The sequence below is a fragment of the Enterobacter sp. Res13-Sevr-PEC09-46 genome (assembly GCF_015672585.1).
In the GTDB taxonomy this organism is placed as follows: domain Bacteria; phylum Pseudomonadota; class Gammaproteobacteria; order Enterobacterales; family Enterobacteriaceae; genus Enterobacter; species Enterobacter hormaechei_C.
Map to the genome: position 1 here is coordinate 195,700 of NZ_JADABR010000033.1, position 19,282 is coordinate 214,981.

At 57.7% G+C, this 19,282-nt stretch carries 18 protein-coding genes; 15 read left to right on the top strand and 3 right to left on the bottom strand.

Annotated features, from left to right (window positions below; genetic code table 11):
- Positions 1-55 precede the first annotated feature (55 nt).
- The 3 genes from lsrR to IMQ56_RS20935 all read left to right on the top strand — a co-directional run bounded on the left by lsrR (position 56) and on the right by IMQ56_RS20935 (position 4,855).
- On the top strand, positions 56-1,027 hold the full coding sequence (gene lsrR, locus IMQ56_RS20925; RefSeq protein ID WP_015571933.1) for a transcriptional regulator LsrR: 972 nt from the start codon (positions 56-58) through the stop codon (positions 1,025-1,027).
- 32 nt (positions 1,028-1,059) lie between these two features.
- Positions 1,060-2,655: an autoinducer-2 kinase gene (gene lsrK / locus IMQ56_RS20930; RefSeq protein WP_063136567.1), complete on the top strand. Its 1,596-nt coding sequence runs from the start codon at positions 1,060-1,062 to the stop codon at positions 2,653-2,655.
- Positions 2,656-2,833: 178 nt separating this feature from the next.
- Positions 2,834-4,855, top strand: a complete 2,022-nt coding sequence (locus IMQ56_RS20935; protein WP_108393944.1) for an NADPH-dependent 2,4-dienoyl-CoA reductase — start codon at positions 2,834-2,836, stop codon at positions 4,853-4,855.
- Positions 4,856-4,993: 138 nt separating this feature from the next.
- Here the strand turns inward: IMQ56_RS20935 and rlmG are convergent, their stop codons facing one another.
- Positions 4,994-6,130 carry a 23S rRNA (guanine(1835)-N(2))-methyltransferase RlmG gene (gene rlmG, locus IMQ56_RS20940; protein WP_015571936.1) on the bottom strand — a complete coding sequence of 379 codons (1,137 nt, stop codon included), beginning with the start codon at positions 6,128-6,130 and terminating at the stop codon, positions 4,994-4,996.
- Positions 6,131-6,213: 83 nt separating this feature from the next.
- Between rlmG and IMQ56_RS20945 the strand changes: the two genes are divergently transcribed.
- The 4 genes from IMQ56_RS20945 to sstT all read left to right on the top strand — a co-directional run bounded on the left by IMQ56_RS20945 (position 6,214) and on the right by sstT (position 10,520).
- Entirely contained in the window at positions 6,214-6,717 is a 504-nt protein-coding gene (locus IMQ56_RS20945) for a M48 family metallopeptidase (RefSeq protein ID WP_003862622.1), read from the top strand.
- Positions 6,718-6,787: 70 nt separating this feature from the next.
- Positions 6,788-7,786, top strand: coding sequence for a Gfo/Idh/MocA family oxidoreductase (locus IMQ56_RS20950; protein WP_003862623.1), 999 nt, complete (start codon positions 6,788-6,790; stop codon positions 7,784-7,786).
- A gap of 251 nt (positions 7,787-8,037) precedes the next feature.
- On the top strand, positions 8,038-9,003 hold the full coding sequence (locus tag IMQ56_RS20955; protein ID WP_017382424.1) for a TerC family protein: 966 nt from the start codon (positions 8,038-8,040) through the stop codon (positions 9,001-9,003).
- 275 nt (positions 9,004-9,278) lie between these two features.
- Entirely contained in the window at positions 9,279-10,520 is a 1,242-nt protein-coding gene (gene sstT, locus IMQ56_RS20960) for a serine/threonine transporter SstT (protein ID WP_017382425.1), read from the top strand.
- An 86-nt stretch (positions 10,521-10,606) separates the two neighbouring features.
- Here sstT and IMQ56_RS20965 read toward each other — a convergent pair whose 3' ends face one another.
- Both IMQ56_RS20965 and uxaC read right to left on the bottom strand, forming a co-directional pair.
- Positions 10,607-12,094 carry an altronate dehydratase family protein gene (locus tag IMQ56_RS20965; RefSeq protein ID WP_015571940.1) on the bottom strand — a complete coding sequence of 496 codons (1,488 nt, stop codon included), beginning with the start codon at positions 12,092-12,094 and terminating at the stop codon, positions 10,607-10,609.
- 17 nt (positions 12,095-12,111) lie between these two features.
- Positions 12,112-13,524 (bottom strand): glucuronate isomerase, encoded by a 1,413-nt coding sequence (uxaC, locus tag IMQ56_RS20970; RefSeq protein WP_017382427.1) that lies wholly within the window; start codon positions 13,522-13,524, stop codon positions 12,112-12,114.
- Between the two features lie 475 nt (positions 13,525-13,999).
- Between uxaC and IMQ56_RS20975 the strand changes: the two genes are divergently transcribed.
- The 8 genes from IMQ56_RS20975 (at position 14,000) to IMQ56_RS21010 (ending at position 19,194) form a co-directional block, all read left to right on the top strand.
- The gene (locus IMQ56_RS20975) at positions 14,000-15,298 is read left to right on the top strand and encodes an MFS transporter (protein ID WP_015571942.1); all 1,299 of its coding nucleotides are present in this window, start codon (positions 14,000-14,002) and stop codon (positions 15,296-15,298) included.
- 188 nt (positions 15,299-15,486) lie between these two features.
- Entirely contained in the window at positions 15,487-16,263 is a 777-nt protein-coding gene (exuR, locus tag IMQ56_RS20980) for a transcriptional regulator ExuR (protein ID WP_003862635.1), read from the top strand.
- 341 nt (positions 16,264-16,604) lie between these two features.
- On the top strand, positions 16,605-17,267 hold the full coding sequence (gene yqjA, locus IMQ56_RS20985) for a DedA family general envelope maintenance protein YqjA (RefSeq protein ID WP_108393945.1): 663 nt from the start codon (positions 16,605-16,607) through the stop codon (positions 17,265-17,267).
- A gap of 2 nt (positions 17,268-17,269) precedes the next feature.
- The gene (mzrA, locus tag IMQ56_RS20990) at positions 17,270-17,653 is read left to right on the top strand and encodes an EnvZ/OmpR regulon moderator MzrA (protein WP_003862640.1); all 384 of its coding nucleotides are present in this window, start codon (positions 17,270-17,272) and stop codon (positions 17,651-17,653) included.
- Positions 17,654-17,796: 143 nt separating this feature from the next.
- Positions 17,797-18,165 carry a DUF1090 domain-containing protein gene (locus IMQ56_RS20995; RefSeq protein WP_017382428.1) on the top strand — a complete coding sequence of 123 codons (369 nt, stop codon included), beginning with the start codon at positions 17,797-17,799 and terminating at the stop codon, positions 18,163-18,165.
- Positions 18,166-18,194: 29 nt separating this feature from the next.
- Positions 18,195-18,500, top strand: coding sequence for a YqjD family protein (locus IMQ56_RS21000; RefSeq protein WP_003862645.1), 306 nt, complete (start codon positions 18,195-18,197; stop codon positions 18,498-18,500).
- Positions 18,501-18,502: 2 nt separating this feature from the next.
- Complete coding sequence (locus tag IMQ56_RS21005; protein ID WP_003862647.1) at positions 18,503-18,901, top strand: phage holin family protein; 399 nt, start codon at positions 18,503-18,505, stop codon at positions 18,899-18,901.
- Positions 18,898-19,194 (top strand): YqjK-like family protein, encoded by a 297-nt coding sequence (locus IMQ56_RS21010; protein ID WP_003862649.1) that lies wholly within the window; start codon positions 18,898-18,900, stop codon positions 19,192-19,194. Before IMQ56_RS21005 ends, IMQ56_RS21010 begins: the two co-directional genes overlap by 4 nt.
- The last annotated feature ends 88 nt before the right edge of the window (positions 19,195-19,282 follow it).

The following is a 19,282-nucleotide window of genomic DNA, read 5'->3' on the forward strand; positions in this document are numbered from 1 at the left end:
TTTTCACGTCGCACCATCACGAACATATGATCTAAATTTTTATAAGAGTTCAATTATGAGCGATAAACGCACTGCGGAAGAAGGACGGTTTGCCGGGCTGGCACTGGCGGAAGAGGAGCTGGTGGCGCGCGTGGCCTGGTGCTACTACCACGACGGGCTGACCCAGAACGACATCGGCGAACGGCTCGGGCTGCCGCGCCTGAAGATCTCCCGCCTGCTGGAGAAAGGCCGTCAGTCCGGGGTGATCCGCGTGCAGATCAACTCCCGCTACGAGGGCTGCCTGGCGCTGGAAACCGAGCTGCAACAACGATTTGGCCTGAAGCTGGTGCGCGTGATGCCCGCCCTGAATACGCCGCCGATGAACGTGCGGCTGGGCATTGGCGCGGCACAGTCGCTGATGGGCGTACTGCAACCCGGCCAGCTGTTAGCGGTGGGCTTCGGTGAAACCACCATGAGCAGTCTGCAACACTTAAGCGGCTTTATCAGCTCGCAGCAGATCCGCCTGGTGACGCTCTCCGGCGGCGTCGGGCCGTATATGACCGGTATCGGCCAGCTGGATGCAGCCTGTAGCGTCAGCATGATCCCCGCCCCGCTTCGCGTGTCATCCGCTGAAGTCGCCGGGATCTTAAAGCGCGAAACCAGCGTGCGGGACGTGATCCTCGCCGCCACCGCGGCTGACGTGGCGGTGGTCGGGATTGGCTCGGTAAACCAGCGCCGTGACGCGACGATACTGCGCTCCGGCTATATCAGCGAAGGTGAACAGCTGATGTACGCCCGTAAAGGCGCGGTGGGCGATATCCTTGGCTATTTCCTCAATGCCGAAGGGGAATGCGTTGAGGAGCTGGAGATCCACAAAGAATTACTGGGCGTCACGCTCGATGAACTGGCGCAGCTGCCCACCATCGTAGGCGTGGCCGGAGGGGAAGAGAAAGCCGATGCGATTTATGCCGCACTGAAAGGTCGCCGTATTAATGGCCTGGTGACGGAAGAGACGACAGCCCGCGCGGTGCTGGCTCTGGCCGGATAAGAGCAGCCCTGCGCCTGACACGAGGCAAGCTCATGAGTTACCTTTTAGCGTTAGATGCAGGGACAGGCAGCGTTCGCGCCGTGATTTTTGATTTACAGGGCAACCAGATTGCCGTTGGCCAGGCCGAGTGGAAGCACCTGAGCGTGGAGAACGTGCCGGGCTCGATGGAGTTCGACCTCGACACCAACTGGCGGCTGGCCTGCCGGTGTATTCATCAGGCGCTGGAGCGCGCACGCCTGAGCGCGGCGGATATTCAGTCCGTCGCCTGCTGCTCGATGCGCGAAGGGATTGTGCTGTACGACCGCAACGGCGAGGCTATCTGGGCCTGCGCCAACGTCGACGCCCGCGCCAGCCGCGAGGTGGCTGAACTCAAAGAGATCCACGACTACCGGTTTGAATCCGAAGTGTATGATGTTTCCGGCCAGACGCTTGCCCTCAGCGCCATGCCGCGCCTGCTGTGGCTGGCGCACCATCGTCCGGATATTTATCGTAAAGCCGCCACCATCACCATGATCAGCGACTGGCTGGCGGCGAAGCTCTCCGGTGAGCTGGCGGTCGATCCGTCCAATGCGGGCACCACCGGCATGCTGGATCTCTTCTCCCGCGACTGGCGTCCGGCGCTGCTCGACATGGCCGGGCTGCGCGCCGATATCCTCTCCCCGGTGAAAGAGACCGGCACCGTGCTGGGCGCTGTCACCAAAGAGGCCGCGCAGCAGAGCGGCCTGCGCGAAGGCACACCGGTGGTGATGGGCGGCGGCGACGTGCAGCTGGGCTGTCTGGGGCTGGGCGTAGTGCGCGCCGGACAAACGGCGGTTCTCGGCGGCACCTTCTGGCAGCAGGTGGTGAATCTGCCGCAGGTGCGCACCGACCCTGAGATGAACATCCGCGTAAACCCGCACGTCATCCCCGGCATGGCGCAGGCGGAGTCGATCAGCTTCTTTACCGGGCTGACCATGCGCTGGTTCCGCGACGCCTTCTGCGCCGAGGAGAAGCTGATTGCCGAACGAATGGGAATGGACACCTACTCCCTGCTCGAAGAGATGGCGAGCCGCGTCCCGGCGGGCTCCCACGGCGTGATGCCGATCTTCTCCGACGCGATGCATTTTAAGCAGTGGTATCACGCCGCGCCGTCGTTTATTAACCTCTCCATCGACCCGGAAAAGTGCAACAAAGCGACGCTGTTCCGCGCGCTGGAAGAGAACGCGGCGATCGTCTCGGCCTGCAACCTGGCGCAGATTTCCCACTTCTCCGGCGTGACGTTTGAGAGCCTGGTGTTTGCGGGTGGCGGGGCCAAAGGCGCCCTGTGGAGCCAGATTTTAAGCGACGTTACCGGGCTGCCGGTGCGCGTGCCGGAAGTCAAAGAGGCAACGGCGCTCGGCTGCGCGATCGCGGCCGGAACAGGCGCGGGGCTGTTTGCGGATATGGCCTCGACGGGCGAGCGGCTGGTGAAGTGGAGCCGCGAGTTCACGCCAGACCCTCAGCACCGCGAGCTGTACGACGGCATGATGCAAAAATGGCAGGCGGTGTATGCCGACCAGCTCGGGCTGGTGGACAGCGGGCTGACCACGTCGATGTGGCAGGCACCGGGGCTGGTGCGGGCATCCCCCTCACCCCGGCCCTCTCCCTAAGGGAGAGGGAGATTAAGTCCCCTCTCCCTGTGGGAGAGGGTTAGGGTGAGGGCATCAGGCCACACCAATATTTGAATCCCATCACATTCACTGCATTCCCCTTTTCCCTTTTACTCCCCGCTGGCTAAATTAGTAACTCATCCGACCACATAACAATAATTTTACACTGGAAGAAACTATGAGCCGCTACCCGTCGTTATTCGCCCCTCTCGATCTGGGGTTCACCGCCCTCAAAAACCGCGTGCTGATGGGCTCGATGCACACCGGGCTGGAGGAGCGTCCGGACGGGGCTGAACGTCTGGCAGCCTTCTATGCCGAGCGCGCGCGCCACGGGGTGGCGCTGATTGTCACCGGCGGCGTAGCCCCTGCCCCTTCCGGGGTGACGATGGAGGGCGGCGCAGTGTTGAACGATGCGTCACAGCTGCCGCATCACCGCATTGTGACCGACGCGGTCCATAGCGAGGGCGGCAAAATCGCCCTGCAAATTCTGCATACCGGACGCTACAGCTATCAGCCGAACCTGGTTGCACCCTCGGCTATTCAGGCGCCGATTAACCGCTTTACTCCCCATGCCCTCAGCCACGACGAGATCCTGGCGCTGATAGACGATTTTGCCCGCTGCGCGGCGCTGGCGCGGGAAGCGGGCTACGACGGCGTTGAGGTGATGGGCTCGGAAGGCTATCTGATCAACGAATTCCTCGCCGCACGCACCAACCAGCGCGACGACGAATGGGGTGGCGACTATGCCCGCCGGATGCGTTTTGCCGTGGAGGTGGTGCGCGCGGTGCGTGAACGTGCGGGTGCGGATTTTATTATCATCTTCCGCCTGTCGATGCTCGACCTGGTGGAGGGCGGCGGCACGTTCGACGAAACCGTGCAGCTGGCGCAGGCGATTGAAGCCGCTGGCGCCACCATCATCAACACCGGGATTGGCTGGCACGAAGCGCGCATCCCGACCATCGCTACGCCGGTGCCGCGCGCGGCGTTCAGCTGGGTAACGCGCAAGCTGAAAGGCATAGTCTCCGTTCCACTGGTCACCACCAACCGCATTAACGATCCGCAGGTGGCGGAGGATGTGATCTCACGCGGCGATGCCGATATGGTATCGATGGCGCGCCCGTTCCTCGCGGATGCCGAACTGCTCTCCAAAGCGCAAAGCGGCCGTGCGGACGAGATTAATACCTGCATCGGCTGCAACCAGGCGTGTCTGGATCAGATCTTCGTCGGCAAGGTCACCTCCTGCCTCGTTAACCCCCGCGCCTGCCATGAAACCAAAATGCCGATCGTTCCTGCGGTCAACAAGAAGCGTCTGGCCGTGGTGGGTGCAGGGCCGGCGGGCCTGGCGTTTGCAGTCAATGCCGCCTCGCGCGGGCACAGCGTGACGCTGTTTGATGCGCTGGCGGAAATCGGCGGGCAGTTTACTATCGCCAGACAGATCCCCGGCAAAGAGGAGTTCTACGAAACGCTGCGCTATTACCGCCGGATGATCGAGGTGACGGGCGTCGATCTGCGGCTTAAACAGTTTGTCAGCGCGGCGGATCTGATCGGTTTCGACGAGGTGATCCTCGCGAGTGGGATCGCCCCGCGCACGCCTGCGATCGAAGGCATCGATCATCCGAAGGTATTGAGCTATCTGGATGTATTAAGGGACAAAGCGCCGGTTGGCGAGAAGGTGGCGATCATCGGCTGCGGCGGGATCGGTTTTGATACCGCGATGTATTTAAGCCAGCCGGGCGAAGCCACCAGCCAGAACATCGCTGAGTTCTGCGTGGAATGGGGCATTGATACCAGCCTCAGTCAGTCCGGTGGTTTACGCCCGGAAGGTCCGCAGCTGCCGAAAAGCCCGCGTCAGATCGTGATGCTCCAGCGTAAAGCCAGCAAGCCGGGTGAAGGGCTGGGGAAAACCACGGGCTGGATCCACCGCGCCACCCTGCTCTCGCGCGGGGTGAAGATGATCCCGGCGGTGAGCTACCAGAAGATCGACGACGACGGGCTGCACGTGCTGATCGGCGGCGAACCGCAACTGCTGCGCGTGGATCATGTGATTTTGTGCGCCGGGCAGGAGCCGAAGCGGGATCTGGCGGATCCGCTGCGTGAGGCGGGGAAAACGGTGCATTTGATCGGCGGGTGCGATGTGGCGATGGAGCTGGATGCGCGGCGGGCAATTGCGCAGGGGACGAAGTTAGCTCTGGCGATCTAGGGCATTGCCGGGCGGCGCTTCGCTTGCCCGGCCTACGGGTTCGAGGCCATTGTAGGCCCGGTAAGCGAAGCGCCACCGGGCATCAGACCGCACACTACGTAGGCCTGTGCAAGCGAAGCGCCGCCAGGCAAAGCGATCTTACCGACGACGCCCCAGCTTCACCGATTTCAGCACCACGAATTTGTTATTAGTGGCAATGGTGACGCAGTTGCCGAAAATCTTCTTCAGCTTGTGGAAGTAGTCCAGGTGGCGGTTCGCCACGATATACAGCTCGCCGTTGATTTTCAGGCAGCGGCGCGCGTGGTGGAACATCTCCCACGCGACGTTATCCGTCAGGGCGTGCTTCTGGTGGAATGGCGGGTTACAGAATACCGCGTTGAAGCGGAAAGGCTCTACGCCCGACAGCGCGTTATTGATCATAAACTCGCAGCGATCCAGTGCCTCCGGCAGGTTGGTTTCCACGTTCAGACGGCTGGAGGCCACCGCCATTGGCGATTCGTCGCTGAACACCACGCTGGCCTCCGGGTTCTTCGCCAGCAGCGTCAGGCCAATCACGCCATTACCGCAGCCGAGATCAACGATTTCCCCTTCCAGGTTTTCCGGCAGATGTTCCATAAAGAAGCGTGCGCCGATATCCAGACCGGTACGGGAGAAAACGTTCGCGTGGTTGTGGATGGTCCAGTCGGTGCCTTCCAGCTTCCAGCTCAGCGTCTCCGGCGCGTCGGCCAGCGCCGGTGCGCTGAAGGTACAGTTGATCAGGCGCGCTTTTTTCCAGGCAAGCGTCGTGGTGGTCGGGCCGAGCACTTTCTCGAACAATTCCAGCGTCGAGGTGTGAATATCGCGCGCTTTGGCACCCGCGATAATACGCGTATCCGGCGTCACGACCTTACGCAGCGCGCGAAGCTGCTGCTCCAGCAGCGCCATGGTTTTGGGCACTTTAATCAGCACCACGCCCGGCGCCTGCGGGTAGTCCGCGGTGCTGTCGAGGAACTTCACGCTGGATTCTTCGATATCGTTGTGACGCAGGTTTTCACGCGTCGCCAGCTCGCTTAAGTAAGAATCGCCGATACTGTAAGGCGCATGTTCCGCCAGCGCGCAGGCCAGCGCGCCAAACGCGTCATTCAGGATCAGAACCGGGCCGCTGATTTCAGTCCCATCCAACTGTTGCAGCAGATATTCATCCGCCGCTTCCCACGCCTGAAGCGGGTTAACGTCGTCCGTTTCCGGGAAACGTTTAAGGTTGAGTGAACGGAAACCGTTGTCTAAGTGGCTCATCGGCCCTCCTGAATGGTAAAATTTGGCGTATCCCTGAAAAGGGTGCGTGAGTATACCCGTTTTCACACTATTTTGGGGTTTTGATGAACCAGCTGACTTATCTCCAGGGCTATCCGGAGCATTTACTTTCCCAGGTTCGTGACCTGATTGCCGCGGGAAAGCTCGGCGCGGTGCTGGAAAAACGCTACCCGGGCACGCATGATTTCGCGACTGACAAAGCCCTCTGGCAGTATACGCAGGATCTGAAAAACCAGTATCTTAAGAGCGCCCCGCCGATCAACAAGGTGATGTACGACAATAAGATCCACGTGCTGAAAAACGCGCTCGGCCTGCATACCGCCATCTCCCGCGTACAGGGCGGCAAGCTGAAGGCCAAAGCGGAGATCCGCGTCGCGACCGTCTTTCGCAATGCGCCGGAAGCCTTTCTGCGGATGATCGTGGTGCACGAGCTGGCGCACCTGAAAGAGAAAGAGCACGACAAAGCGTTCTACTCACTGTGCTGCCATATGGAGCCGCAGTACCACCAGCTGGAGTTTGATACCCGTTTGTGGCTGACGCATTTATCGTTAAAGAGTAATGCGCAGTAGCGCACGCGAAATGTCATGATGACGTGCTACAGTGGCTTTAGGTTCCCTGCTACGGAGTACGTAAACGTTTATGATACGTTTCGCAGTCATCGGTACGAACTGGATCACGCGCCAGTTCGTCGACGCCGCCCACGAAACCGGCAAATATAAGCTCACCGCAGTCTATTCCCGCAGCCTTGAGCAGGCGCAGAGTTTTGCGAATGACTACCTGGTTGAACATCTGTTCACCTCGCTCGATGAGATGGCGCAAAGCGACGCCATTGACGCGGTCTATATCGCCAGCCCGAATTCTCTGCACTTCCCGCAAACGAAGCTGTTCCTCAGCCACAAAAAGCATGTGATCTGCGAGAAGCCGCTCGCCTCGAATATTGAGGAAGTGGAAGCCGCCATTGCGCTTGCCCGCGAAAACCAGGTGGTACTGTTTGAAGCGTTCAAAACCGCCAGTCTGCCGAACTTCCTGCTGTTGCAGCAATCGCTGCCGAAAATTGGCAAAGTGCGTAAAGCCTTTATCAACTACTGCCAGTATTCCTCGCGCTACCAGCGCTACCTGGACGGCGAAAACCCGAACACCTTTAACCCGGCCTTCTCGAATGGCTCGATTATGGATATCGGTTTTTACTGCCTGGCCTCTGCGGTCGCCCTGTGGGGTGAACCGCACGGCGTAACCGCCACCGCCAGCCTGCTGGAAAGCGGCGTGGATGCACACGGCGTTGTGGTGCTGGACTACGGTGATTTTAGCGTGACGTTGCAGCACTCGAAGGTCAGTGACTCCGTACTGCCAAGCGAAATTCAGGGCGAAGACGGCTCGCTGGTGATCGAAAAAATCTCCGAATGCCAGAAGCTAAGCATCGTTCCCCGCGGCGGCAAAGCGCAGGAGCTGACGCAGCCTCAGCATATTAACACTATGCTCTATGAGGCAGAGGTCTTCGCCCGTCTGGTAGAAGACAACGAAGTGAACCACCCGGGGCTGGCGATCAGCCGCACCACGGCGAAGCTGCAAACGGAGATCCGCCGACAGACTGGCGTGATCTTCCCCGCAGACGGCGTGAATGTGGAAGCCGTCGCGTAAAACTGTGTAATGAAATCGTGCAGACCATTGACGAAACCGATGGTCTGACATAATTTGTTACCTGCAAAGGGGAGTAACTTCTTCGCCGGTGGATCGTCATTACGATGCGTGCAAAACCGCATCCGGTCGCCGGGCAACCTTCGTGGTTGTAAGTGAGACCTTGCCGGAAGGCGAGGTCTATGCATAAAAAGCTAACGGCTATCGTCTTCTGACCATGGCCGTTTTTGTTTTTTATGTGTAAGGAAAATAGTATGCATTCTGTCGGCACTCCAATGCTGTGGGGCGGATTCGCGGTTGTCGTGCTCATCATGCTGGCAATCGACCTCTTTTTGCAGGGTCGTCGCGGCGAGCACGGCATGAGCGTCAAGCAAGCCGCCGTCTGGTCGCTGGTATGGGTTACCCTCTCACTCCTCTTCTGCGCCGCCTTCTGGTGGTATCTGGCCTCAACCGAAGGCCGCGCGGTGGCCGATCCTCAGGCACTCGCCTTCCTCACCGGCTATCTGATTGAAAAAGCGCTGGCGGTTGATAACGTCTTCGTCTGGCTGATGCTGTTCAGCTACTTCGCCGTGCCTGCGGCTCTGCAACGCCGCGTGCTGGTGTACGGCGTGCTGGGCGCTATTGTCCTGCGTACCATCATGATCTTCGCCGGTAGCTGGCTGATTACCCAGTTCGAATGGCTGCTGTATGTGTTTGGCGCGTTCCTGCTGTTCACCGGGGTAAAAATGGCGCTGGCGAAAGAAGACGATACCGGGATCGGTGATAAGCCGCTGGTGAAGTGGATCCGGGGTCATCTGCGCATGACGGACAAGATCGAGAGCGAGCATTTCTTCGTGCGTAAGAACGGCCTGCTGTTCGCCACCCCGCTGCTGCTGGTGCTGATTCTGGTCGAACTGAGCGACGTGATTTTCGCGGTGGACAGTATCCCGGCTATCTTCGCGGTCACTACCGACCCGTTCATCGTGCTGACCTCAAACCTGTTCGCCATCCTCGGCCTGCGTGCGATGTATTTCCTGCTGGCGGGTGCGGCAGAGCGCTTCTCAATGCTGAAGTACGGTCTGTCGGTGATTCTGGTGTTTATCGGTATCAAGATGCTGATCGTCGATTTCTACCATATTCCTATCGCCATTTCGCTCGGCGTGGTGTTTGGCATTCTGCTGGTGACGCTGATTATCAATACCTGGGTTAACCGCCAGCACGATAAGAAGCAGCAGGCTTAGTGCAACGTTCGGTGCGGGCTGATGCCCTCACCCCAACCCTCTCCCACAGGGAGAGGGGGAAATGCAATGTAGGCCGGGTAAGCGTAGCGCCACCCGGCACTTTCGTTAAGCAATAGTTAAAAAACATGACACAACACGTAAAATCCAGCATTTTACGCTTCCGCCTTTCGCTGCTTTCCCTGATACTCAACCAGGCAAACAAATACTTACATCCGGACACAAATGTGACTTAGAGCACATCCAGGATGGAACGCAATTTCACTCAGGAATAACGTATGAGCACACAATCACGCGGTCTGTTCGCGCGCCTGGCGCAGGGCAGTCTTGTAAAACAAATTCTGGTCGGGTTGGTACTGGGTATTCTGCTGGCGATGGTGTCAAAACCTGCCGCGGAAGCGACGGGGCTGCTCGGCACCCTTTTCGTTGGCGCACTGAAGGCCGTCGCCCCGGTACTGGTGCTGATGCTGGTGATGGCGTCGATTGCCAACCACCAGCACGGACAAAAAACCAACATTCGCCCTATTCTGTTCCTGTATCTGCTGGGAACCTTCTCTGCTGCCTTAACGGCCGTGGTGTTTAGCTTCCTGTTCCCGTCCACGCTGCACCTGACCAGCGCGGCCGGTGATATCACCCCGCCGTCCGGGATTGTGGAAGTGCTTCGCGGTCTGCTGATGAGCATGGTCTCTAACCCCGTCACCGCGCTGATGAACGCGAACTACATCGGCATCCTGGTCTGGGCGATCGGTCTGGGCTTCGCGCTGCGTCATGGTAACGAGACCACGAAAAACCTGGTGAACGATATGTCCAACGCTGTCACCTTTATGGTGAAGCTGGTGATTCGCTTTGCGCCAGTCGGGATCTTTGGTCTGGTTTCTTCGACGCTGGCCACCACCGGTTTCGATGCACTGTGGGGCTACGCGCAGCTGCTGGTCGTCCTGGTCGGCTGTATGCTGCTGGTGGCGCTGGTGATCAACCCGCTGCTGGTGTTCTGGCAGATCCGCCGCAACCCGTATCCGCTGGTGCTGACCTGCCTGCGTGAAAGCGGCGTGTATGCCTTCTTCACCCGCAGCTCGGCGGCAAACATTCCGGTCAACATGGCGCTGGCGGAGAAGCTGAATCTGGATCGCGATACCTATTCGGTGTCGATTCCTCTGGGTGCAACCGTGAACATGGCAGGTGCGGCGATCACCATCACCGTGCTGACGCTGGCGGCGGTGCATACGCTGGGCATTCCGGTGGATCTGCCAACCGCGCTGCTGCTGAGCGTCGTTGCATCACTGTGTGCCTGTGGCGCATCCGGCGTGGCGGGCGGCTCGCTGCTGCTGATCCCGCTGGCCTGTAACATGTTCGGTATTCCGAACGAGATTGCCATGCAGGTTGTCGCGGTCGGCTTCATTATCGGCGTATTGCAGGATTCCTGCGAAACCGCGCTGAATTCCTCTACCGACGTGCTGTTTACCGCAGCGGCCTGTCAGGCGGAAGACGCGCGTTTAGCGAAGAACGCCCTGCGCAGTTAAAAAGAAAAGCCCGGTGGCGGCTACGCCTTACCGGGCCTACAGGGTTTAGTAGGTCGGGTAAGCGCTAGCGCCACCCGACAAAGCACTTATAGCGTCACACCACTCTTAAAGATCGCCAGCTCGCGGAAGTCGTTCTTCTCGTTGCAGGTCTGCCTGCCGCTGGCAAATTCCACAATCGTGTCCACGAATTCGCTCAGCAGCTGCGGCATCGCTTTGCCGTGAATCAGCTGGCCGGCATCAAAGTCGATCCAGTGTTTTTTCTTCGCCGCCAGCTCGCTGTTAGTGGCGATTTTCACCGTTGGCACAAATCCGCCGTACGGCGTGCCGCGCCCGGTACTGAACAGCACCATGTGACAGCCCGCTCCCGCCAGCGCACTGGTGGCGACCGCATCGTTGCCCGGTGCGCTCAGCAGGTTCAGACCGTGCGTTTTCAGCCGTTCACCGTAACGCAGCACGTCCACTACCTGGCTGGCGCCCGCTTTCTGGGTGCAGCCCAGGGATTTCTCTTCCAGCGTGGTGATCCCACCCGCCTTGTTACCCGGCGACGGGTTCTCATAAATCGGCTGGTTATGGGCGATGAAGTACTGTTTGAAATCGTTGACCATGGTGACGGTCTTCTCAAAGGTCTCTTCGTCGCGGCAGTGGCTCATCAGAATGCGCTCTGCGCCGAACATCTCCGGCACTTCGGTCAGCACCGTGGTGCCGCCGTTGGCAATCACGTAATCTGAGAAGCGGCCCAGCATCGGGTTAGCGGTAATGCCGGAAAGCCCGTCAGATCCGCCGCACTCCAGGCCAAACTTCAGTTCACTCAGCTTGCCCGGCTCGCGCTTGTCGTGACGCATCACCTCATACAGCTGGTGCAGCTGTTCAACGCCCGCTTCCACTTCGTCGTCCTGGTGCTGACACACCATAAAGTGCACGCGCTCAGGATCGAACTCGCCCAGCGTGTCGCGGAAGGCGTCGACCTGATTGTTTTCACAGCCGAGGCCAATCACCAGCACCGCCCCCGCGTTCGGGTGGCGCACCATATTTTGCAGCATGGTGCGGGTATTGATGTGGTCGTCGCCCAGCTGGGAACAACCGTAGGTATGGCTGAACAGATGCACGCCGTCGGTGCCTTCAGCATTGTTGGTCTCTTTCAGGAAACGCGTCTGAATTTGACGCGCGATCCCGTTCACGCAGCCGACGGTCGGGAGGATCCACAGTTCATTGCGGATCCCCACCTCCCCGCTGGCGCGGCGGTAGATCTGCACCTCACGATCGGCCGCCTGTCCTTCTTCTGCCTGGAAGTCAGGTTGATAGCTGTACTCGTCCAGATCGCTGAGATTGGTGCGGGTATTGTGGGAATGAATGTATTCACCCGGCGCAATATCCGCCAGCGCATGACCGATGGGCAAACCGTACTTCACCACGTTCTCCCCTTTCGCGATGGGGATCAGGGCAAACTTATGTCCACGTCCAATGGCCTGGCGTAACGTCACCGACTGGTTGTCGAAGGTCACTTCCGTCCCTTCGGCTAAATCGGCCAGCGCGACGGCAACGTTATCCAGCGAATGGATTTTGATGTATTGCATATCAACCTCAAACGGCCTTAGTTCAGTTCAATGGCGAAGTAGTCACGCGCATTGTTAAAGCAGATGTTTCTCACCATTTCGCCCAGCAGCTGGATATCCGCTGGCGCTTCGCCCGCGTGCACCCAGCGGCCAATCATCTGGCACAGAATGCGGCGGAAATATTCATGGCGGGTATAGGAGAGGAAACTGCGGCTATCGGTCAGCATGCCAACGAAGCGGCTCAGCAGGCCGAGCTGCGCCAGCTGCGTCATCTGACGCTCCATGCCGTCTTTCTGATCGTTAAACCACCAGCCGGAACCGAACTGCATCTTGCCCGGCATCCCTTCGCCCTGGAAGTTGCCGATCATAGTGCCCAGCACTTCGTTATCGCGCGGGTTCAGGCAGTACAGAATGGTTTTTGGCAGCAGGTTTTGCTCGTTCTGTTTGCTCAGCAGTTTTGACAGCTCTTCCGCCATCGGACGGTCGTTGATGGAGTCAAAGCCTACGTCCGCGCCCAGCAGTTTGAACTGACGCTGGTTGTTATTACGCAGCGCGCCGATGTGATACTGCTGAACCCAGCCGCGGCGGGCATATTCCGCACCGAGGAACACCAGCACCGCGGTTTTAAACTGCGCCACTTCGTGCTCGCTCAGGGCTTCGCCGGAGAGACGACGCGCCAGAATACTGTCCAGCTCAGCTTCACTGGATTCCGCGAACAGCACTACGTCCAGCGCGTGGTCAGACACTTTACAGCCGTGTGCGGCAAAGTGATCCAGACGTTTGGTCAGCGCGGTTTGCAGATCGCCAAAGCGACGAATGTCGGTATCCGAAACTTCCGCCAGCTTCGCCATGTAGTCGTTAAAGGTCGGCAGCTCGATGTTGAAGGCTTTATCCGGGCGCCAGCTTGGCAGCACTTTGATGTCAAACGTGCTGTCCTTCGCGACAACCGCGTGATGTTCCAGAGAGTCGACCGGATCGTCGGTGGTGCCCACCATCTTCACGTTCATCTGCTGCATGATGCCGCGCGCCGAGAAGCTATCCTGCGCCAGCAGTTCGTTGCACTGATCCCAGATTTCATCCGCCGTGGCGGGAGAGAGCAGCTTGCCGGTGATACCAAACGGACGACGCAGTTCGAGGTGCGTCCAGTGGTATAACGGGTTACCGATGGTGTGAGGAACGGTAGCGGCCCAGGCGTCAAACTTCTCGCGATCGGTCGCGTCGCCGGTACACAGGCGCTCGGCCACGCCGTTGGTGCGCATTGCACGCCATTTATAGTGGTCACCCTTCAGCCAGATATCATACAGGTTTTTGAAACGGTAATTTTCGGCAACCTGCTGCGGCGGTAAATGGCAGTGGTAGTCGAAAATCGGCTGGTCTTTTGCGTAGTCGTGGTACAGGCGGCGAGCAAATTCGGTATCTAGCAGAAAATCGTCGGTCATAAACGGTGTCATTATCGTCTTCCTCATTACGGGAGCGTCAGAAAGCTTATGTTCAGATGCTGCAAAGTTATCACACCAATTTCCAGAGTCCGACGTTTTTTTCGTGAGTTAGATCAATAAACGTCGACAAATAAATTACCCTCAAAGGGGTAAACCCTCTCGCAGACCGCGCCAGTTCTGGCTTTGCGCGCGCCGCATAATGTCCCTACAAAGATTCACACTTTTGTGATGTCACTCACCTTTTAAAGTTGTATGACAAGTTATCTTTTCGCCGTCGCAAACTATAAGCCGACGGAATGCATTACCGGTGTTTGAGACATCGGATTTAACGGTACGGAAGCCGACTTAGCACGATTACTTATGGCAAGGTTCGGGCCGTTCCGGGACAGGTTCCCGGTTACGCCCCTCCCGTTACAGAACAACTCCCGGCAACGGTTGAGTTGTTGCCGTGTCCCGACACGGAAATAACATAACGATGAGGTTTTACATGCGTAAAATTAAAGGGTTACGTTGGTACATGATCGCACTGGTGACGCTCGGCACCGTGCTGGGCTACCTGACACGTAACACCGTGGCAGCAGCGGCGCCAACGTTGATGGAAGAGTTACATATCTCCACGCAGCAATACTCTTACATCATTGCGGCTTACTCTGCCGCTTACACCGTAATGCAGCCTGTTGCAGGTTATGTTCTTGATATTCTGGGTACAAAAATTGGTTATGCCTTCTTCGCTGTAGCCTGGGCCGTCTTCTGTGGGGCGACCGCGCTGGCCGGCAGCTGGGGCGGACTGGCGCTGGCGCGTGGTGCGGTAGGTGCTGCCGAAGCAGCGATGATCCCCGCAGGTCTGAAAGCCAGCTCTGAATGGTTCCCGGCAAAAGAGCGTTCTATCGCTGTCGGTTACTTCAACGTGGGCTCCTCCATCGGGGCGATGATTGCTCCGCCACTGGTGGTGTGGGCGATTGTGATGCACAGCTGGCAGATGGCGTTCATCATCTCCGGTGTGCTGAGCTTTGCCTGGGCCATGGCGTGGCTGATCTTCTATAAACACCCACGCGATCAGAAAAAGCTGTCTGACGAAGAACGTGACTACATTATCAATGGTCAGGAATCTCAGCATCAGACCGACAACGGCAAAAAGATGTCCGTCTGGCAGATCCTGGGCACCCGTCAGTTCTGGGGTATCGCTCTGCCACGCTTCCTGGCAGAACCGGCCTGGGGGACATTTAACGCCTGGATCCCGCTGTTCATGTTTAAAGTTTACGGCTTTAACCTGAAAGAGATCGCGATGTTCGCCTGGATGCCAATGCTGTTTGCAGACCTGGGCTGTATCGTCGGCGGCTACCTGCCACCGCTGTTCCAGCGCTGGTTTGGCGTGAACCTGATTGTGTCCCGTAAGATGGTGGTCACCATGGGCGCCCTGCTGATGATCGGCCCGGGCATGATCGGCCTGTTCACCAGCCCTTACGTGGCTATCGCCCTGCTGTGTATCGGGGGCTTTGCTCACCAGTCTCTGTCCGGTGCGCTGATTACGCTCTCGTCCGACGTGTTTGGTCGTAACGAAGTCGCTACCGCCAACGGCCTGACCGGGATGGCCGCCTGGACCGCAAGTACCCTGTTTGCGCTGGTGGTCGGCGCGCTGGCAGATACCATTGGTTTCAGCCCGCTGTTCGCGGTACTGGCTATCTTCGACCTGATGGGTGCGGTGGTTATCTGGACGGTGCTGAAGAGCAAATCCGCCGATGAACTAGCGAAAGAGTCCCTTGGGGGACCGGCGACGCAGAGTTAGCGTTGTTGTGCCGGGTGGCGGCTACGCCTTACCCGGCCTACAAAACCCATAGGCCCGCGCAAGCGAAGCGCACCCGGCAAAATCTTCTCAAAAGCCGCCTACGGGCGGCTTTTTTCATGGTGAAATCTGGAGAGTGGCACGCAAAAGTGGTATAACAAATCATTCGCCGTACCCTGCCTGGAGCGCATATGGAAATCACCGAATCACGTCGTTTATATCAACAACTTGCCGCCGAGCTGAAAGATCGCATCGAGCAAGGGGTCTATCTTGTCGGTGATAAACTTCCCGCAGAGCGTTTCATTGCGGATGAAAAAAGCGTCAGCCGCACGGTGGTCCGCGAAGCCATCATCATGCTGGAAGTGGAAGGGTATGTTGAGGTACGCAAAGGTTCCGGCATTCATGTGATTTCCAGCCAGGCGAAACACTCCCCCACCCCGGACGAAAGTCTGGAGTTTGCTAGCTACGGTCCGTTTGAGCTTCTCCAGGCTCGCCAGCTGATTGAAAGCAACATTGCGGAATTTGCTGCGACGCAGGTGACCAAGCAGGACATCATGAAGCTGATGGAAATCCAGGATCATGCGCGTAAAGAAAAATGTTTCCGCGATTCCGAATGGGACCTGCAATTCCACGTCCAGGTCGCCCTTGCGACTCAGAATACGGCGCTGGCGGCAATCGTTGAAAAAATGTGGACTCAGCGCGTTCACAACCCGTACTGGAAGAAATTACACGATCACATTGATTCCCGCACGGTAGACAACTGGTGTGACGACCACGACCAGATTCTTAAGGCTCTGATTCGTAAAGATCCGCATGCGGCGAAACTGGCAATGTGGCAGCACCTGGAGAACACCAAACAGATGCTGTTTAATGAAACAAGTGATGACTTTGAATTTAACGCTGACCGCTATCTTTTTGCCGATAATCCGGTCGTTCACCTCGATACCGCGACCAATCTCGCAAAATAACTCCCCGAACTGCTGGCAGGCGCACCGCCGCGCCTTCCGGCCAGACAGGGTAAGAAAACCTCTATAGTGTCAGCCTTTGTAAAATTTCTCGCTCCCCTCCGTGGCTTACGCCAAAATCGTGTTTCCCCTCAAATTCTGTGACGCAGAACGTCGGGCTTTGTTACAATTGGATTCACTTCGTTATTTTGTAAGTTAGTGCTTGCTAACCAGCCAATTAACAGGGAACAGTGTTGGCCACACATCAATGTGTCCGCGAGCGACCATAATGAAATCATAACAATGTCGCCGTGCTGTTTTCCCGAATGACAGGCGTGACGTTAACCGATTTCCAGGAACACTGAATGGAACTTTTGACCCAACTACTGAACGCCCTCTGGGCTCAGGATTTCGAAACGCTGGCCAACCCGTCCATGATTGGCATGCTCTACTTTGTGTTATTTATGATCCTGTTCCTTGAGAACGGTCTGCTGCCTGCTGCCTTTTTACCCGGCGACAGCCTGCTGGTGCTGGTCGGGGTGCTCTGTGCAAAAGGGGCGATGGCTTTCCCGCAAACGGTCCTGCTTTTGACCATTGCCGCCAGCCTGGGCTGCTGGGTGAGTTACATTCAGGGGCGATGGCTGGGTAACACGCGAATCGTTCAGAACTGGCTTTCGCACCTTCCGGCCCATTACCACCAGCGAGCGCACCACCTTTTCCATAAGCATGGGCTTTCCGCCTTACTGATCGGCCGCTTTATCGCATTCGTACGCACCCTGCTGCCCACCATTGCGGGCCTGTCCGGCCTGAGCAGCACGCGCTTCCAGTTCTTTAACTGGATGAGCGGCTTGCTGTGGGTTCTGATCCTGACCACGTTCGGCTACGCGCTGGGCAAAACGCCGGTCTTTATGAAATATGAAGACCAGCTGATGTCTTGCCTGATGCTGCTGCCCGTCGTTCTGCTGGTGTTTGGCCTGGTCGGGTCCCTGGTCGTACTGTGGAAGAAGAAATACGGAGCCAGGGGTTAACGATGGTTATCTCCCCGCTCGCGCTGCGCCGCTTCTCTTACGCTATCGTCGCGCTGATGATGTTCAGCGCTCTTATCCTGCTGTGGTCTGCGCTACAGCATCAGGAGTCGACGCTGGCTATCCGTCCTGTGAGCCAGGGAACCAGCGTGCCGGATGGTTTTTCCATCTGGCATCATCTGGACGCAAACGGGATCCGCTTTAAGAGCATCACGCCGCAAGACGATGTGCTGCTGATAAAATTTGACTCCAGTGCGCAAAGCGCCGCGGCGAAAGCCGTGCTGGACCGCACGCTGCCGCAGGGTTACATCATTGCGCAACAGGATGATGACAGCCACGTAGCCTCCTGGATGTCACGGTTACGCGACACGTCGCATCGATTTGGTTAACGACTAAGATTCCGAATATTTTCACCTACTTTGGTGAAACTCCCGTTTACTTACTATGCTTAAGTACGCGGAGCACCCCTCAGATGTTCTCCGCATAGTTCTGGAACACGGCTTACGCCGTAACACAATGGAAGGTTTCTATAATGAAATACCGCATCACTCTGGCTCTGGCCCTTTTTTCTTTAAGCACAGCTTCCTTCGCTATGTCTCTTTGTCAGGAGAAAGAACAGGATATCCAACGCGAAATCAGTTATGCCGAAAAGCATAACAATCAGCACCGGATCGACGGGCTGAAAAAAGCGTTGAGCGAAGTGAAAGACAACTGTACGGACAGCAAGCTGCGTGCCGATCATCAGGAAAAAATCGCTGAACAGAAGGACGAGATAGCCGAGCGCCGTCAAGACCTACAGGAAGCGAAAGAGAAAGGTGATGCGGAAAAAATTGCCAAGCGCGAGAGGAAGTTGCAAGAGGCGCAGGACGAACTGAAAGCGCTGGAAGCTCGCGATTATTGAGTTAACGGAAATCTCAACAGGAGAGAATCATGTCAAAAGATACAACTTCAGAAAATCTGCGCGCTGAACTGAAATCCCTGGCGGACACCCTGGAAGAGGTGCTGAACTCTTCTGCGGATAAATCGAAAGAAGAAGTAAGTAAACTGCGCAGCAAAGCGGAGCAGGCACTGAAAGAGAGCCGTTACCGTCTGGGTGAAACCGGTGATGCGCTGGCGAAACAGACCCGCGAAGCGGCAGCGCGCGCAGACGAATATGTACGTGATAATCCATGGACGGGTGTAGGTATTGGCGCCGCAGTGGGTGTGGTGCTGGGTGTCCTGCTGACGCGTCGTTGATTATGGAAGATCCACGTCACGCACAAGGGCCTGCTAAAAACGTCCTCGGCATCGGCCAGCGTATTCTTACGACGCTGGTCGGGATTGCCGAAACGCGCGTCCGGCTTGCGGTAGTGGAGCTGGAAGAGGAGAAAGCCAACCTCTTCCAGATGCTGCTCATGCTTGGGCTTACGATGCTCTTTGCCGCGTTTGGTCTGATGAGCCTGATGGTGTTAATCATCTGGGCTATCGACCCACAGTATCGTCTGAACGCGATGATTGCGACTACCGTGGTTCTGCTGGTGGCGGCGCTGATAGGCGGTATCTGGACCCTGCATAAAGCGCGCACGTCGACCTTCCTGCGCCATACGCGCCAGGAGCTGGCCAACGACCGCGCCCTGCTGGAGGATGATAAGTCGTGAGCGACAAAGCCGAACGTCAAAAGCGGAAAGCGTATCTGTTGAGCCAAATCCAGCAGCAGCGGCTGGATTTGTCTGCCAGCCGTCGAGACTGGGTTGAAGCCACGCATCGGTTTGACCGCGGCTGGAACACGGTCCTGAGCCTGCGCTCATGGGCGCTGGTCGGCAGCAGCGTGATGGCGATCTGGTCGGTTCGGCATCCTAACATGCTGATCCGCTGGGCACGCCGCGGCTTTGGCGCCTGGAGCGCCTGGCGTCTGGTGAAAACCACGCTGCGACAACAGCAGTTGCGCTAGCCTTCTTGCCGGGTGACGCTGCGCTTACCCGGCCTACGATTGCATGTAGGCCGGGTAAGGCGTAGCTGCCACCCGGCAAAACCCCCTC

What these genes read in the sequence shown, in the direction of transcription:
- lsrR (WP_015571933.1), top strand. Translation starts at nt 56, where the DNA reads ATGAGCGATAAACGCACTGCGGAAGAAGGACGGTTTGCCGGGCTGGCA.
- lsrK (WP_063136567.1), top strand. Translation starts at nt 1,060, where the DNA reads ATGAGTTACCTTTTAGCGTTAGATGCAGGGACAGGCAGCGTTCGCGCC.
- IMQ56_RS20935 (WP_108393944.1), top strand. Translation starts at nt 2,834, where the DNA reads ATGAGCCGCTACCCGTCGTTATTCGCCCCTCTCGATCTGGGGTTCACC.
- rlmG (WP_015571936.1), bottom strand. Translation starts at nt 6,130, where the DNA reads ATGAGCCACTTAGACAACGGTTTCCGTTCACTCAACCTTAAACGTTTC.
- IMQ56_RS20945 (WP_003862622.1), top strand. Translation starts at nt 6,214, where the DNA reads ATGAACCAGCTGACTTATCTCCAGGGCTATCCGGAGCATTTACTTTCC.
- IMQ56_RS20950 (WP_003862623.1), top strand. Translation starts at nt 6,788, where the DNA reads ATGATACGTTTCGCAGTCATCGGTACGAACTGGATCACGCGCCAGTTC.
- IMQ56_RS20955 (WP_017382424.1), top strand. Translation starts at nt 8,038, where the DNA reads ATGCATTCTGTCGGCACTCCAATGCTGTGGGGCGGATTCGCGGTTGTC.
- sstT (WP_017382425.1), top strand. Translation starts at nt 9,279, where the DNA reads ATGAGCACACAATCACGCGGTCTGTTCGCGCGCCTGGCGCAGGGCAGT.
- IMQ56_RS20965 (WP_015571940.1), bottom strand. Translation starts at nt 12,094, where the DNA reads ATGCAATACATCAAAATCCATTCGCTGGATAACGTTGCCGTCGCGCTG.
- uxaC (WP_017382427.1), bottom strand. Translation starts at nt 13,524, where the DNA reads ATGACACCGTTTATGACCGACGATTTTCTGCTAGATACCGAATTTGCT.
- IMQ56_RS20975 (WP_015571942.1), top strand. Translation starts at nt 14,000, where the DNA reads ATGCGTAAAATTAAAGGGTTACGTTGGTACATGATCGCACTGGTGACG.
- exuR (WP_003862635.1), top strand. Translation starts at nt 15,487, where the DNA reads ATGGAAATCACCGAATCACGTCGTTTATATCAACAACTTGCCGCCGAG.
- yqjA (WP_108393945.1), top strand. Translation starts at nt 16,605, where the DNA reads ATGGAACTTTTGACCCAACTACTGAACGCCCTCTGGGCTCAGGATTTC.
- mzrA (WP_003862640.1), top strand. Translation starts at nt 17,270, where the DNA reads ATGGTTATCTCCCCGCTCGCGCTGCGCCGCTTCTCTTACGCTATCGTC.
- IMQ56_RS20995 (WP_017382428.1), top strand. Translation starts at nt 17,797, where the DNA reads ATGAAATACCGCATCACTCTGGCTCTGGCCCTTTTTTCTTTAAGCACA.
- IMQ56_RS21000 (WP_003862645.1), top strand. Translation starts at nt 18,195, where the DNA reads ATGTCAAAAGATACAACTTCAGAAAATCTGCGCGCTGAACTGAAATCC.
- IMQ56_RS21005 (WP_003862647.1), top strand. Translation starts at nt 18,503, where the DNA reads ATGGAAGATCCACGTCACGCACAAGGGCCTGCTAAAAACGTCCTCGGC.